This is a genomic window from Methylobacterium sp. AMS5 (genome assembly GCF_001542815.1).
Lineage (GTDB): Bacteria > Pseudomonadota > Alphaproteobacteria > Rhizobiales > Beijerinckiaceae > Methylobacterium.
Window position 1 is genome coordinate 4,783,400 of the sequence record NZ_CP006992.1, and the last position, 14,863, is coordinate 4,798,262.

Consider the following 14,863-nt stretch of genomic DNA (forward strand, 5'->3'; position numbering starts at 1 on the left):
GTCAGAACTGCAGGGCGACGGTGAAGGTCAGGCGGGTGTCGTCGGGCAGCAAGTCCGAGCGCTCGGCCCGGCCAAGCTCGACCGTGGCCGCCGCGTTGGTGAAGCTGAAGGACGGCGCCGCCGCGAGCCGGAGCCCCACGCCGTAGGCGGCCCCGCGGGTCATCGGCCGCTCCAGCGCGGTCGGGCGCTGCTGGCGCGTCAGGCCGAAGGCGCCGAAGGCGTAGGGCGCGATCACCACCGCGCCGGGTGTGGCGTCGGCCGGCGGCAGGCCGCTGCCGAGCTGGGCCGGGATCGAGGGCAGCGCGAACGGCAGGGTGACCGGCACGAGGAAGGGCGCCTGCAGCTCGGCGCGCACGACGAAGCCCTCGTCGCCCTGGAACAGGCCGGCATCGAAGGCCGACAGGCCCGACAGGTTGGCCAGGCCGATCTGCTCGGAGCGCGGCAGGGCTTGATTGAAGGAGGTCTGGGCGCGGGCCCGCATGTCGAAGGTGAGGTGCTCGGCCAGGGGCTGGGTGACGGCGAGCGCCGCCTCCAACCGCTGGAACTCGGGCCGGACCCCCTGGCGCGACAGCGGCGCCAGGGCCGAACCGGCGGGCGGGGCGTCGCGCGCGCCGAGCCCGTCGAGACCGAAGGAGGCGGCAAGCCGGGCGGTGAGCACGGCCTCGGAGGGGGAAAACCAGATCAGGTCGCCGCCGATGCGGGCGATGCGCAGGCGGTCGAGGGTGAGCGGCGTCTCGACCGGGGTGATGACGTTGACGCGCTCCTCCTGCGCATCGAAGGCGGCGTCTCCGTTCAGGGTGAAGGCACGCGAGCGGATCAGGGGGTAGCGCAGTCGGGCGGAATAGCGCGAGAAGTCCGAGGCGATGCCGAGCGTGCCAGGCAGCGCCCGCGGTGTGGCCCGCGCGTCGGTGGCCTCCAGGTTGAGGGTGAGCCCGTCGATCCCGAGCGGCAGGATCAGGCCGAGCGCCAGCGCCCGGTTGCGCGGTTCCGCGGCAAGGAAGCCGCGCTCGCCGCCGGTATAGGGCGCCCCCGAGGCGCGGAAGTACAGGCTCTCGCCGTGGCCGGTGGGGGAGTTGAGATCGAGGCCGGTGCCGAGCGTGTAGGTGCCGAGGCTGCGGGCCAGGACGTTGTCGGTGGAGACCAAGCCGGTGACGGGCTTGTAGCGGGCCTCGACGACGAGGACGGTGGCACCGGGGCGGCTGCCAGCGGCCAGCGTCGAGCGCAGCACGGTGCCGGGCGTGTCGCCGGCGACGAGCACGCGGCGCTCGATCTCGGCGAGGGTGAGGCCGGGGCGTCCGACGAGGGGGGCGAGGACGGCCGCGACGCGGGCGCGGATCTCGGGCGGGAGCGCGGCGGCGTCGATACGCTCGATCTGGCCGTCGATGACGAGCAGGCGAACCTCGCCGCCGTCCCGCAGTTGCTGGGCGGGCAGGACGACGCGCACGAGGGCGAAGCCTCGAGCGGCGTAGGCCTGCTCCAGCTCGGCGGCGGCGGCGAAGAGGTCGGCGACGGTGAGGGTGCGGCCGGAGAGGCGGGCGGTGAGGTTCTGCGCGAGCGCGCTGCCGTCCCCGTCCGCCCCCAGCTGTCCGCCCTCGACGCGCAGGCGTCCGACGCGCAGGGAGAGGCGCTCGGCGCCTTCGGGCGCGGCGGGACCGACGCCGTCGGGGATGGCCAGGCCGCCGCCGCTGCGCTGGAGCGGCGGGCTGAACGAGGGCGGGGTGATCTGCGAGGCGGTCTGCGCCAGGGCCGGTCCCGCGATCAGGCCGGCGAGCAGGGCCAGCGAAAAGGGCCATTCCCCGCACGACCGAGGAGCCGGGATGCGGCCGGGTCCGCGCCGTTCAAACGTCCTGAGCACGCAGGTCACTCTGTGGTTCGAGCCGGGACACCGGGCCGGTTGATGACGTAGGTCGCGCGAGCGGATCCTCGCCTATATTTAACAGATCTGCTGATAAAACTGCTGTTTCCTCAACGCAACACCAGGATCTGCAATGCGTTTGATCTGAGAAATGGATCCAGACTGCGCAGATAGACAGAGTTAATCCAGATATAATATTCGAACGCGCTGGGTCGAGGCAACGACAATTTTCGCGACGATCGGATTTGAGCCCTGCCGCTCTCCTGTGGGCTCTGAGCCCCCGCTTGATGACGGGGTTGGAGCGTGACTTGGAGGGGGCGAGCCTCGTCAGCGTTGGGGGAGCATCCGACGCCCACCTTGGGACACCGACGTGGACATCCAGACCCTGGCCGACCACGGGCGGGCTGGACGCGAAGCCGGCCTGACCGGTGCCCTCCTCGATGCGCAGGCCGCGCGTCCGGGCGGCGTCGGCGTCAGGGCGAGCGCGGCCACGATCCGGCCCGGGGCGTGGTCGGCCGCAAGCGCCCTGCACTCACCGATACCGACGCGTTCTGTCCCCGGCCATTGTCTCGACGGCCGACAGCTACAGCGGTGTCGCGCTGGCGCGGGCGTCCCGATGGTTCTGGCCGTTCCTAGCCCCCTGCTCCGCCGCGCAGCCCCGACGCTGGGTGATCGGAAGAACCTTCGGCGGATTCGTCCGATGCTGCAGGATCGCCCGTGCAGCCGCTTGTGAGGCCTGAGCGGATGTTCGGTGTAACCGGCCCAGGGCCCGCTCATGGCGCTATGCGGACCTGCCGCCCATACTTGCCGATTGTGGAATGCTTCGGACGCAGCGTTGACCAGGGTCCACTCTGATGGTCCAATCCCTAGGTCCGATGCCGCTCAAGACGGGTGATCGAGGGCCTAATCCCTTGATGTCGTACCCCTTCGGTTTTGGCTGAGAATCCTGGCGCCCCAGCCAAGCCTCAGCTAAGTCATTGATCTGATTGCGATCCGTGCTCGGCTGCTCCCGCGGCTGCGCCGATTGTACGCAGAGCTGTTGCACGCGCTTGTCCACAGGGGCAGGCCGTTGACGATTTGTTCTAACGTGTACCGACGCGGTGCGGTATACTGGTGGCGTAGGCGATTCCGTTGCGATGAGCGGACGCGACCGCTTGGTGCCTCTGTTAAGGGGAATTCCACCACGGTTGCTCTGAGCCTGGGCACGACCGACCCATCCAGTGCGCGCACACTCGGCTGGGCGCTCAACGCGGAAAGCCTCCGCGTTCGGGACGATCCCGCCATGCGCACCACCAGCCAGATCCGCGACCATCTCTGCGCCTATGTCGACCGGGAGCGAGGCGCGCGGTTGACGCGTCTGCAGCGCGACCTCGATCCGCCGCGTGATCCGCTCGTCGGCGACTGGCCCGCGCTGATGGAGAGGCGCGCCCGGGAGTACCGCATCTTCGGGCGCCTGCAGGCCCTGGCCGCAGAGAGGGGCTTCGAAGCCGGGTACGACGGCAAACTTGATGCTCGCCTGAAGCAGGAAGGCTTCAGCCCAACGGAACGCGGGGCGATCAGGCGGCGCATCTCGAATGGCTACCTGCGCGATCTCGGACGCCCGGACGAGACCGGGCGGCTCACGCCGCCCCGCGCCTACCTCGAGGCGATGCTGATGAGCATGGACGAGCCCGTGACCGAAGCGGGCCTGATCCGATGCCTACGTGGACTCGCGGCTGTCTCCGGCCATGTCTCGCGCGAGTTCGCTGCAACTTATGCCGAGGCCCGTTGCGATCCGCGTGAGGCCTGGGCCAACCTCTCTGCCATGCGCGCCAGGGGCGAGATGCCACGCGACGAGCTGGGCTGGGCCTCGTCCGATTTCGATGGCGCCGACAGCTTCGAATGGGGCGACTTCGAGATCCACGCTCCGCCGATACTTCGGCAGACCGCGAGTGATGATGATGGTGGTCCTACCCCTCCCCTATCTGAAGCTGCCCGCCATCCCGCATCCGAGCAGGGCCCTGCACCGGCCAGGAAACACCCACCCGCTCCGCCAGCACCTGCGTCGTACCCTTCGGAAACGGAGGCCGCCGCTCCAGAAGCGGTTCCAAAACCATCGCGTGTGCGGTCCGAGCTTGATGGCGAGGATGCCGTCCAAGTTACCGCCGACCGCGCTACAGACCGCGAACAGCGAGTTCAGGACGATGCGAGCACGGGCGTAGAAGCCGTCTCCGAGTCCATCACGAACTCTCTGACGACGATGGTCGAAGAGCTCATCATCCACAAAGGTGTCACCTGGGACGAGAAGACCCAGCGGCAGCATCGGGCCGTCGCCAGGATGCTGGGCGACATCGCCGGGACCGACGACCTGCGGCGGATCACGCACGCGCATCTCGCCGCCTACGTCCAGAACCTCTCGAACCTGCCCAAATCCTACGGCAAGAGTTCACGCGATGCGGATCTGTCGATTGCGGATCTCATTGAGCGTGGACGAACGATGCGGGCCGCGGGTCAGGCCGAGAAGGTTGGGCTCAGTCCCGCGACGGTCAACCGGCATATCACCCAGCTCTCGACAATCGCGAAGTACTGCCGCGCCAATCAGCGCCCGATCGGGAAGGTCGAGCTCCTGAGCGACTTCCGGCTGATCGATCCGGAGCGGGATGGTGAGAAGCGACCGGCCTTCGAGGTTCACGAGGTAGAGAAGCTGTTCGCGCACCCCGTTTGGACCTCGACGGCCTCGGAGCCGGAGATGCTGCGGATCGCGCGGAGGCAACAGATTTTCGCGGCCGTCTACTGGCTGCCACTTCTCGGCTACTACTCCTGCGCGCGCTTGTCCGAGCTGGCCTATCTCGAACTCGGCGACATCGACGTGGCGCGGGGCACGCTCAAGATCCAACCGACACGCCGGCGGCGTCTCAAGAATGCGGTGTCTCGCCGGACGCTGCCGATCCATCCCGAGCTCATCCGCCTCGGCTTCCTGGATTTCGTGCGGACCAAAGCGGGCGGGCGACACGATCTGATCTTCTCCGAGATCGCCCAGCTCGGCGAGAACACACCCCTGTCGAACCTGTTCGACAAGCGCTGGACAGTCGTTCTGGACGAAGCCTTACCGTCGGCGCGGGAGGAGGGAAAGACGTTCCATTCCTTCCGGCATTTCGGCAACACGGAGATGATCAGGCGGTTGGTGCTCGATCCGATCCGCGAGTCGATGCTGGGCCATGAGGGCGCCACGGTGAACTCGCGCCACTACAAGAAGACGCTCAAACCCGAAGACTTGCTCACGGCCATCGCGGCCATAACTGAAGTCACGCGAGGTCTGCGGACGTATGACTGGGCGCTTCTTGGAACAGTGATCACTGACGGCTCGTCGAAGGATTGCGTGATGGGGAGGCGACGGCGATCAAGACGCCCGTCATCCTCTTCATCGGCTCATCCATTCACGCGCAAAGACGACGCCGTGGGATCTGGACGGTCTCCGCCGATAACGGAGTTCCGTTCACATCCAGACCAGAAGCCGCTCCACGCGACTTGAAGCCTGATGCGGCACGCCCCGCTCATACAGCCGACCCTCGCCGCTTCTCCGATGCTGGCGCTCAAGCAGCTCAGCTGGCGTTTCTCATTTGCGCCATGAGCCGAACTCATCAAGCTCGCAGCAGAAGGGCCGTATCAATCTCAAAGCGGACGCGTACTCGAGACCCGTTGTGATCGGTCGTGATCCTTATTTTTCGACTTGCGTGCCGCGGGAAAAGAACTTGTGGCGGCGGCCGGTCATGTCAGCAACCGTAGGGCGCGAGCCCGGATCAGCGCCGCCGAGCGCTTGCTGACGCCAAGCTTGGAATAGATGTTCGAGAGATGCCACTTCACGGTGGGGAGTGACAGGGAGAGTTTCGCCGCGATCTGAGCGTTGTCATAGCCGCCATCGAGCAAGCGGAGGAGTTCGATCTCCCGCGGCGTCGCCGCATCGAAGGCGAAGCCCCCCTCGGCCTCCGTGCCCGCCGGGCTCGCACGGACGGCCGTGCAGATCGCCTGAAAAAAGGCGAGGTCGGCGGCCTGGATCAGGCCGAGCTTCTTCATCGGTGTCCCCACGATCAGGTCGTGCACCAAACCCTCGCGCTGCAGGAACGGACGCATTAGGGCCGTGCGAGCCGCGAGCGAGACGGCCTTAGCGAAGGCCGCGCGGGCCCCGGGCGTGTTGGCGGAGCGCAGGGATAGGGCAGCGAGCGTCAAGTGAAGCTCCACCTGCTCCCGGCGGCGCCCGTCGCGGACGGCGTCCTGCAGGGCCGCCGCCGCGAATTCCTCGGCCTGCCGCCACGTCCCGGCGGAGGTTCCGAACTCGATCTGCGCCATACGGGCTGCCGACGCCTCCGCAGCACTCAAGGCAGACGGCAGCGCCGTGACGAGGTGCCCGTCCCGGTCGATCAGGTCCAGGCGTCCGAGTCGTTCCCGGGCCGCCTCGAAGGCTCCCGCGCGCAGGAGGCGGCGGCTTGCAGCGACCCCGAGGAGGAAGCTCAGGCGCGGCCCGAACCGTGCTGCGAAGGCGCCGAGTGCGTCGAGATCGAAGGGTGCGGCGTCGGTGACGAGTGCGTCGACGGCGACGTCCATCGCCTGCCACGCGATCTCCAAGATCCCGTTCTCGACGCCGCGGGCGAACCAAGCCCGGACATGCTCCAGCGCCTCGGCCTGCCGCCCGAGATCGGCTGCGACCCGCGCCTCCATCAGGATCAGCACGGCGGCGATGCCGGCCTCGCCGCCGAGCCGACCGCGCAGGCCGGCATCGATAGCGCCGAGGTGTCGCTCGGCGCCCGTCGCGTCCCCCTGCGCTACATCGACGGTGGCTGCCACGAGGCAGGCCCAGGCGCGGCCGTAATCGCTGCGGGTCTGCAGAATGGCGCCGTCCATCTCTCGCAGCGCGTGGCGGGCGCGGCCGAAATCGTTGTCGGTAAGGGCTGCCAGCGCCAGAGCCGCCGCCACGGCGGCCCGGTCGAAGGGCTGCTGGTTCTCGGTCGTCGCGAGCCAGGCGGGCGCCTCGTCCCGCACCGTCCGAAGATCATTGAGGTGGTAGCTCACCACGATCTCGGCAGCGCGCTGCCGCTGCCGCAGGGGGCCGGACACCGGCTCGTCGGGCCTCTCCGCCGGGATTCGCTCGGCGAGCCGGCGCAGGGTCGCGCGGGCGCCGCCGTAATCCCGGGTGAAGGCCTGAGCCCAGGCGTACCAGAGCAGGGTATCGAGCCCGGGCTCAGCCCGGCAGGCGGTCGCGCGCTGAACGAGATCGATGAAGCCCTGGAGTTCGCCGCGGTCGCGCACCATCGGCTCGGCTGACGCGTCGAGGAGCGCGGCAATGAGGGCGGGATCGCCGGCCGCGAATGCGAGGTCGAGGGCGTGGCCGTGCTCGCCGCGCGCGCAGAGCCAGTCGGCGGCCCGCGCCGCCACCGCACGCTGGCGCGCCGCGTCGCGCCGCGCGCTCTCGGCCAGCAGGAACTCCCGGAACAGGGCGTGGAAGCGGAACCATGTCCGCTCCCGGTCGAGGGGCACGATCAGGACGTTGCGCTCGACGAGGTAGCGGATCCAGCCTGCGGCGTCCGGGTTCCCGGTGGCGCTCGACGCGAGGTCCGCCGAGAACACCCGCAGGGCCGCGATGTCGTGCAGGAAGGCGACGAGTTCCGGGTCGAATGTGCTCATCAGCCGGCGAGAGAGCAGGGCGGCGAAGTCACTGTCGGCGCCGGTGAAGCCCTCGATGGCGCCGGCATCGCCTGCCTCGCCCTCCAAGATGAGCTGGACGAGGCGGACCGCCGCGGGCCAACCCTCCGTCCGGCCGACGATCGCCGCCACGGTCTCGGGTGCGACGTCCGCCAGCCCCGCGGCTTCCAGGACCGCCCGCGTGTCGCTCTGGTCGAAGCCCAGTTCCATCGGCGTCAGGCGGCGCAGCTTCATCTCCACCCGGGCCCGCCCGATGTCGAAGGGAATCCGGCGGGTCGAGCTCGCGACGATGCGGACGGTGCGCGGGCTTCGGAAGACCAGCGCGTCCATCAGCAGGGCGAGTTCGGGATCCTGGCAGGCGTTCAGGTTGTCGAGGAAGAGCGTGGTGTCCCTGGGCAGGGCATCGAGAGCCTGGACGATGCGCTCGATCCGCACCGGGCCCTCCCCGCGCGGCTGAACCATGATCGGCATGACAGCGCCCGGTCCGTCGAGCCGCAGCGCCGCCTCGATGTAGCCGAGCAGGACGGCCAGATCGACCGGCCGGTCATCGAGGCCGACCCAGACGCAGCGTTCGCCGCGGGCGACGAGCAGGGCATGCAGTTGGGTCATGAGCACGGTCTTGCCGAACCCGGTCGGCGCGACGGCGTGGGTGACCTTGGTGAGGGGGCCCGAGCGGAACGAGCGGAGCACGCGCGTCTCCACGGGCGCGAACCCATAGGCCGGCGGCTCGAACAGTGTCCGCAGCAGCGGAGCGAGAGCAGCGCCCCCAGGGAAAGCCTCGTGCAGTGTCGAGGCGTCCTGTGACGCAACAGGCGGCATGGTCCGCGCGTCAGGCTCGGCAGGCATCGTCTTCCTCCCCGGAACCGCATCGTGCCGATGTCTTGTTCCCGCTGATCGCCCCCGAGTGAAGATCCCGGGGGGCTCGTCTGTCCAGGCGTCGGACGGGGTGAGCCCTGACAGCGCCCGGCCCGATGTCGGAGTCAGCCCACCTTGCGGTCCCGGCCCTCCCAAAACGGCCGGCGCAGCGCGGTCTTGAGCAGCTTGCCGGCCGCCGAGACCGGCAGCCGCTCGACGATGGCGAGACTGCGCGGGCACTTGTAGGCGGCGATCCGCTGCCGGCAGTGCAGCCCGAGATCCTCGAGAGTCAGGCTGCAATCCGGCCGCAGCACGACCACGGCGTGGACGCTCTCACCCCACTCCGCGTTGGGAACGCCGATCACCGCCGCCGCCGCGACGGCCGGGTGGCCGCAGACCGCGTTCTCCACCTCCAGCGAGTAGACGTTCTCGCCACCGGTGATGATCATATCCTTGGTGCGATCGACGATGAAGACGTAGCCGGCCTCGTCGAGGTATCCCATGTCGCCGGTATGGAGCCACCCGTCCCGCAGGGCGTCGCTGGTAGCGCTCGGCCGGCCGTGATAGCCGGACATGACGTTGGGCCCGCTTAGGACGATCTCGCCGACCTCGCCCGGCCCGAGTTCCAGTCCGTCGATCGAGAGGATACGCATCTGCGTGTGGCAGAAGCTCCGGCCTGCCGAGCGCAGCCGCCCCGCCCCACGCCCGGCCGCTTCGTGATCGCGGGGTCGCAGGATCGAGATCGTCGCCGCCGCCTCCGTCATCCCGTAGACCTGTCCGAAGGCCACGCCCGGCATCGCCCGCATGGCCCGGTCGATCAGCGCCTCGGAGGCCGGCGAAGCGCCGTAGAGGAGCGAGCGCAGGGACGAGGTGTCGGCGGCCGCGAAGGCGGGATGATCCACCAGCATCTGCAGCATGGTCGGCACCATCAGGAGGTCGGTGATGCGGTGCTCCGCGACGAGCGCGGCCACCGCCTCCGGGTGGAAGGCCGGCAGCATCACGTGGGTGCCGCCGCGCAGGAGCAGGCAGGCGGTGGCCATGAGGTCGGCGAGGTGGAACATCGGCGCCGCATGCAGGCCGACCGCGCCCTCGGCATAGGCGCCCTCTCCCAGAATCCCCATCGCGGAGAGAAGGATGTTGGCGTGGCTCAGCACGACGCCCTTGGCCCGTCCCGTCGTCCCGCCGGTGTAGAAGATGCCGAAGGGCGCCGCACCGCCGATGCCGGCGTCCGGAAGCGGGTCGGCGTCCCGCACCAGCGCCTCGAGGGAGAGGCCGTCCGGGCTCGCCTCTCTCTCGCCGCAGAAGACGACGTGGCGCAGGCCCGCGCAGGCCGCGCGCAGCCGCCCCGCTTCGGCCGCGAAGGCGTCGTCCACGAACAGGATGCCGGCTCCGGAATCGGCAAGACCGCTGACGATCTCGTCCATCGACCAGCGGAAGTTCAACGGGACCACTAAGGCCCCGAGCCAGGGCACCGCGAGGTAGTATTCCAGCACACGGTCGGCGTTCAGAGCCAGGATCGCGACGCGGTCCCCCGGCCCGACACCGAGCCCGCGCAGGGCGCCTGCGATCCGTGCCACCCGGTCCGCCAGGGCGCGGAAGGTCTGCGCGCGCCCGTTACACAGGGTCGCCACCGTGTCGGGGGTGTTCTGCAGGGCTCGGTGAAGCCCTTGCGTGAACTGGAGCTGAAAGGCACCGGCATCCCCCGGCGCGGGCGGGGCGTAACGCGTGGATGCCGGCCCGGCCTGCGGCTCGCAGGCCGCCACCGGCGGCTCGATCATCGGATGCTCGTCCATCACAAAGGCCGTCAGCGCGTTCACGTCGTCCTCCCGTCCGCGGATCATGGTCGCGCCGGGAGCGACCCTTCCGACCGGCGGCCCGAGGGCCGTGGTCGCCGGCATCCTGCCCTCAGAGGCCGAAGGCGAGGGGATTGAGCAGCCACAGCCCGGCCACCGCCAGGGCACCGTGCAGGCCGACGAGCGGCAGCGGCCTGCGCCCCCGGAACAGCGTTCGAAACAGGATGAGGCCGCCGACCAGTGCCGACGCGGTAAGCCCGAGCGCCCACCACGCGGCGGCGGGGGCACCGCCCTCCATCCCGAGATTGGCGAAGAACAAAGCGGCGATCCCGCAGAGGCCGACGAGGCCGTGGACGGTGCCGAACCCGCGCGGCAGCCGCAGGCCCAGCTGCGGCAGCAGCGCCAGGCCCACCCCTCCGAAGGCCCCGCCTGCGAGCAGGCAGAAGGCGATCTGTTGGAGCGTCATGTTCGATCCCCTCAGCGGCCGGTGAAGGCCGGCTCGCGCCGGGCCAGGAAGGCGGTGACGCCCTCGCGAAAGTCCGCCGTGCCGGTCGCGGCCCGGAAGGCCGAGCGCTCCGCTTCGAGATGCCGGGCGAGCGGTGTGGCGAAGGCCGCCGTACTCAGACGCTTCCAGGCGCCCAGCGCGCGGGTCGGGCGGGTGGCGAGTTGGAGGGCGAGGTCGTCCGTGGCGGCGGCGAGACCGGCATCAGGTACCACCCGGTCCACGAGACCGGCCGCCAGGGCCTGGCCCGCGTCCCAGGTCTCGCCCAACAGCATCAGCCGAGCGGCGGCGCTCGGTCCGAGCCGGCGCGGCAGGAACCATGTGCCGCCGCAATCGGGCGCTGCACCAATCCGGTCGTAGGCCATCAGGAACCGGGTGCTCTCCGCCGCGATGATGAGGTCGGCCCCCGCCATCAGGCTCAGGCCCGCGCCGGCGACCGCGCCGTGCACGCTCGCCACCACCGGCGCATCGAGGGCCTGCAGCGCCAGGATCGCCGGGTGCAGACAATCGAGCAGCGCGTCGATCACATCGGCCGAGCGCGCAAAGTCGTCGGCGAAGCGCTTCACGTCGCCCCCCGCCACGAAGGCGCGTCCGGCCCCGCGCAGCACGAGGCAGCGCAGGTCGCGGGCGGCGAGGTCCGCGGTCGCGTCGCGGATCGCCTGAGCGGTCGGGATGTCGATGGCGTTCAGCGCCTCGGGGCGGTTGAGGGTCAGATACCCGACCCCATCCGCCCCGACGTCGAGGTCGGCGAGGCTCATGCGGCCGCTCCGTAGAGACGGCGCTCGGCCTTCGCACCATCGGTGGCGAAGCTCTCCGGCAGGTCGAACCGGGCACCGTGCGCGCGGCTTAGAGCGGCGCATCGGTCGGCGAAGGCGCCCGCGCCGATGTCGTCGATGGCCGCGAGCGGACCGCCGAGATAGCTCGGGAAGGCCCAGCCGAGGATCGCACCGAGATCGGCCTCGCCGGCCTCGTCGATGATGCCCGCATCCCAGCAGCGGGCGGCCTCCACGAGTTGGGCGTAGAGCAGGCGCTCGCGGATCTCCGCCATGCTGGTCTCGCTGCGCGCGCCGCGGGCGAGGTCGGCGATGGCTGCGCGGTCGAGGCGCTTCGGGCCGTCGGCCGGGTAGGTGTAGAAGCCGGCCCTGGTCTTGCGCCCGAAGCGGCGCTCGGCGACCAGCGCGTCGAGCATCGCATTGACCGTGTGGCGGTCGTCGGCCGCCGGGCCGCTCTCGCGGGCACGGAAGAAATGGGCGATGTGGTGCATCACGTCGATGCCCACCTCGTCCACCAGCGCCAGCGGCCCGACCGGCATGCCGAGCGCCGTGCCGGCATTCTCGATCAGCACCGGATCGATGCCGTCCGCGACGCAGCGCAGGCCCTCGCGGATGTAGGCGTCGACGCAGCGCGTCGTGTAGAAGCCGTAGCCGTCCCGCACCACGATCGGCGTCTTGCGGATCGCCCGCACGTAGTCGAGAGCACGGGCGAGCGTCGCGTCGGAGGTCTCTGCGCCGACCACCACCTCGACCAGCGCCATGCGCGGCACCGGCGAGAAGAAGTGCAGGCCGATCAGGTTCTTCGGCCGTTCGCTCGCCTCGGCCAGCTCGTCGATCGGCAGGGCCGAGGTGTTGCTGGCGAAGATCGCGTCCGGCCCCAGGGCGGCTTCCGTGGCGCGGATCGCCGTCCGCTTGACCTCGACATCCTCCAGCACCGCCTCGATCACCATGTCGCAGCCGGCAAATGACGCGTGGTCGGCGCCCGCGGTGATCCGGGCGGCGGCGGCCTCGCGCGCGGCCTCGCTCAGGCGGCCCTTGCGCTGCTCGGCCTCGAGCTGGGCCAGGATGCCGTCCCGCGCCTTCGTAGCGATCTCCGGGCTGCGATCGACCAGCACCACCTCCATCCCGGCGAGCGCCGAGACCTGGGCGACGCCAGCGCCCATGAAGCCGGCGCCGAGCACGCCGAGGCGGCGGACCGGCCGCTTCGGCTCGGCGGCCGGGCGCCGGGCCAGCTTGTCGGCGGCTTGGCGTGCGAAGAACAGGGTGCGGATCATGTTCTGGGCCGGGCGGCCCTGTACCAGCGTGGCGAAGTGCTTCTGTTCGAGGCGCAGGGCCCGGTCGATCGGCAGCTTGGTGCCCTCGTAGACGCAGCGCAGGATCGCGAGCGGGGCCGGGTCATTGCCCTGCGTCGCGGCTTGCGTGCCGGCATTCGCCGCGACAAGCGCTGCGGTGACCTTCGGGTCATACGAGCTGCCGCCGGGCAGACGAAAGCCCTTGCGGTCCCAGGGCGCGCTCGCCTCGACCCGGCCGGCCTTCAGCGCCGCGCGGGCGGCGCTCAGCACCTCGGCGGCGGGCACCGCCTCGTGGGCGAGGCCGGCCTTCACGGCGTCCGCGCCGCCGAGGTCGCGGCCCTGGAGCAGCAGCGGCAGGCTCGCCGTGATGCCGAGGAGGCGCGGCAGGCGTTGCGTGCCCCCGGCACCGGGCAGGAGCCCGAGCTTGACCTCGGGCAGGCCGAAGCGGGCGCCCGGCTCGTCGGCGAAGACGCGGTGATGGGTGGCGAGCAGCAGTTCGAGCCCGCCGCCGAGCGCGGTGCCGTTGGCGGCGCCGACCACGGGCTTGCCGCAGGTCTCGATGCGCCGGAAGAAGCCGCCGAGATAGTCGATGGCGTCCGCCACCGCGCGGGCGGGCCGTCCGGGGCTGCCCAGCGCCTCCATCTGGCCGAGATCGGCGCCCGCGATGAAGCTCGGTTTGCCGCTGGTGATGACGATGCCGGTGATAGCCTCGTCCGCGACGGCGGCCTCGAAGGCTGCGCGCAGGTCCGCGACGAGGCCGGGTTCCAGCACGTTCATGCTGCGATCCGTCATGTCGATCGTCAGCAGGGCGATGCCGTCCGCGTCCTCCCGGCGCACGGCTGGGCGGGTGGTGTGGTGGTGATCGGCTGCCATGGTCAGACTCGCTCGATGATGGTGGCGACGCCCATGCCGGCGCCGATGCAGAGGGTGATGAGCGCCGTGGAGCCCCCGGTGCGCTCCAACTCGTCGAGGGCGGTGCCGAGGATGATCGCGCCGGTGGCCCCGAGCGGGTGGCCCATGGCGATGGCGCCGCCGTTGACGTTGACCCGGGCCGGATCGATGCCAAGCGCCTCGATGAAGCGCAGCGGCACCGCGGCGAAGGCCTCGTTGACCTCGTAGAGGTCGATGTCGGCGGCCCGCATGCCGGCCCGTCTCAGCGCCTTCTCGGCGGCGAAGGAGGGAGCGGTCAGCATGATGGTCGGCTCCGAGCCGATCTCCGCGAAGGCGCGGATGCGGGCGCGGGGCCTGAGGCCCGCCGCCTCGCCCGCCTCGCGCGAGCCGATCAGCACCGCGCATGCGCCGTCGACGATGGCCGAGGAGTTGCCGGCATGGTGGCGGTGCTCGATCGCCTCGATATCGGGGTAGCGCTGCACGGCAAGCGCGTCGAAGCCGCCCTTGGCGCCCATCTCGGCGAAGGAGGGTTTGAGGGCGGCAAGGCTCGCCGCCGTGGTGTCGGGGCGCACGACCTCGTCGCGCTCCAAGAGGACGTCACCCAACACGTCGCGCACCGGCACGACCGAGCGGTCGAAGCGTCCGTCGGCCCAGGCGGCGGCGGCACGGCGGTGGCTCACGGCGGCGAAGCCGTCCAGCGTCTCGCGCTCGTAGCCCCAGCGGGTCGCCATCAGGTCGGCGCTGATCCCCTGCGGGATGAAGTGGGTGGCGAAGGCCACCGCCGGGTCGGTGCTCCAGGCGCCGCCGTCGGAGAAGATCGGCACGCGCGACATCGACTCGCAGCCGCCCGCCACGACGAAGTCGGCGCCCCCGGCGGCGACCTTGCCGGCGGCCATGTTCACGGTCTCGAGGCCCGAGCCGCAGAAGCGGTTGATCTGCACGCCGGCCGTGCGCTCGCCGTAGCCCGCGGCGAGCGCCGCGATCCGCGGCAGCACCTGACCCTGCTCCTCGACCGGGCTGACGAGACCGAAGATCACGTCGTCGACCGAGTCCTTGGGCAGACCGGTGCGTTCGCGGAGAGCCGCCAGGACGGTGGTGGCGAGGTGCACCGCGGTCACCTCGTGCAGGGCACCGTCCGGCTTGCCGCGCCCCCGCGGCGTGCGGACGTGATCGTAGACGTAGGTTGACGACATCGGGTCCTCTCGAACGATCGGGCGTCGCGCTCC

General features: G+C 70.5%; 8 protein-coding genes and 1 pseudogene. 2 read left to right on the plus strand and 7 right to left on the minus strand.

Annotated elements, in window-relative coordinates; translation table 11 throughout:
• Position 1: 1 nt before the first annotated feature.
• Positions 2–1,855: a ShlB/FhaC/HecB family hemolysin secretion/activation protein gene (locus Y590_RS21425; RefSeq protein WP_245517701.1), complete on the minus strand. Its 1,854-nt coding sequence runs from the start codon at positions 1,853–1,855 to the stop codon at positions 2–4.
• 385 nt (positions 1,856–2,240) lie between these two features.
• On the opposite strand from Y590_RS21425, the pseudogene Y590_RS26650 reads away from it, so the two are divergent.
• A pseudogene (locus tag Y590_RS26650) lies at positions 2,241–2,499 on the plus strand (IS5/IS1182 family transposase); the annotation flags it as partial.
• A gap of 638 nt (positions 2,500–3,137) precedes the next feature.
• On the plus strand, positions 3,138–5,366 hold the full coding sequence (locus tag Y590_RS21430) for a tyrosine-type recombinase/integrase (protein WP_060771623.1): 2,229 nt from the start codon (positions 3,138–3,140) through the stop codon (positions 5,364–5,366).
• 236 nt (positions 5,367–5,602) lie between these two features.
• Here Y590_RS21430 and Y590_RS21435 read toward each other — a convergent pair whose 3' ends face one another.
• The 6 genes from Y590_RS21435 to Y590_RS21460 all read right to left on the minus strand — a co-directional run bounded on the left by Y590_RS21435 (position 5,603) and on the right by Y590_RS21460 (position 14,830).
• Positions 5,603–8,377 (minus strand): winged helix-turn-helix domain-containing protein, encoded by a 2,775-nt coding sequence (locus tag Y590_RS21435; RefSeq protein ID WP_144440031.1) that lies wholly within the window; start codon positions 8,375–8,377, stop codon positions 5,603–5,605.
• Between the two features lie 134 nt (positions 8,378–8,511).
• On the minus strand, positions 8,512–10,284 hold the full coding sequence (locus Y590_RS21440) for a long-chain-fatty-acid--CoA ligase (protein WP_286161800.1): 1,773 nt from the start codon (positions 10,282–10,284) through the stop codon (positions 8,512–8,514).
• A gap of 7 nt (positions 10,285–10,291) precedes the next feature.
• Positions 10,292–10,645 carry a hypothetical protein gene (locus Y590_RS21445; protein ID WP_060771625.1) on the minus strand — a complete coding sequence of 118 codons (354 nt, stop codon included), beginning with the start codon at positions 10,643–10,645 and terminating at the stop codon, positions 10,292–10,294.
• Between the two features lie 11 nt (positions 10,646–10,656).
• Positions 10,657–11,439: an enoyl-CoA hydratase/isomerase family protein gene (locus Y590_RS21450; protein ID WP_060771626.1), complete on the minus strand. Its 783-nt coding sequence runs from the start codon at positions 11,437–11,439 to the stop codon at positions 10,657–10,659.
• On the minus strand, positions 11,436–13,619 hold the full coding sequence (locus tag Y590_RS21455; RefSeq protein WP_060771627.1) for a 3-hydroxyacyl-CoA dehydrogenase NAD-binding domain-containing protein: 2,184 nt from the start codon (positions 13,617–13,619) through the stop codon (positions 11,436–11,438). Before Y590_RS21455 ends, Y590_RS21450 begins: the two co-directional genes overlap by 4 nt.
• 2 nt (positions 13,620–13,621) lie before the next feature.
• Positions 13,622–14,830 carry an acetyl-CoA C-acetyltransferase gene (locus tag Y590_RS21460; protein WP_060771628.1) on the minus strand — a complete coding sequence of 403 codons (1,209 nt, stop codon included), beginning with the start codon at positions 14,828–14,830 and terminating at the stop codon, positions 13,622–13,624.
• Positions 14,831–14,863 lie beyond the last annotated feature (33 nt).

What these genes read in the sequence shown, in the direction of transcription:
- Y590_RS21430 (WP_060771623.1), top strand. Translation starts at nt 3,138, where the DNA reads ATGCGCACCACCAGCCAGATCCGCGACCATCTCTGCGCCTATGTCGAC.
- Y590_RS21440 (WP_286161800.1), bottom strand. Translation starts at nt 10,284, where the DNA reads ATGCCGGCGACCACGGCCCTCGGGCCGCCGGTCGGAAGGGTCGCTCCC.
- Y590_RS21450 (WP_060771626.1), bottom strand. Translation starts at nt 11,439, where the DNA reads ATGAGCCTCGCCGACCTCGACGTCGGGGCGGATGGGGTCGGGTATCTG.
- Y590_RS21445 (WP_060771625.1), bottom strand. Translation starts at nt 10,645, where the DNA reads ATGACGCTCCAACAGATCGCCTTCTGCCTGCTCGCAGGCGGGGCCTTC.
- Y590_RS21435 (WP_144440031.1), bottom strand. Translation starts at nt 8,377, where the DNA reads ATGCCTGCCGAGCCTGACGCGCGGACCATGCCGCCTGTTGCGTCACAG.
- Y590_RS21455 (WP_060771627.1), bottom strand. Translation starts at nt 13,619, where the DNA reads ATGGCAGCCGATCACCACCACACCACCCGCCCAGCCGTGCGCCGGGAG.
- Y590_RS21460 (WP_060771628.1), bottom strand. Translation starts at nt 14,830, where the DNA reads ATGTCGTCAACCTACGTCTACGATCACGTCCGCACGCCGCGGGGGCGC.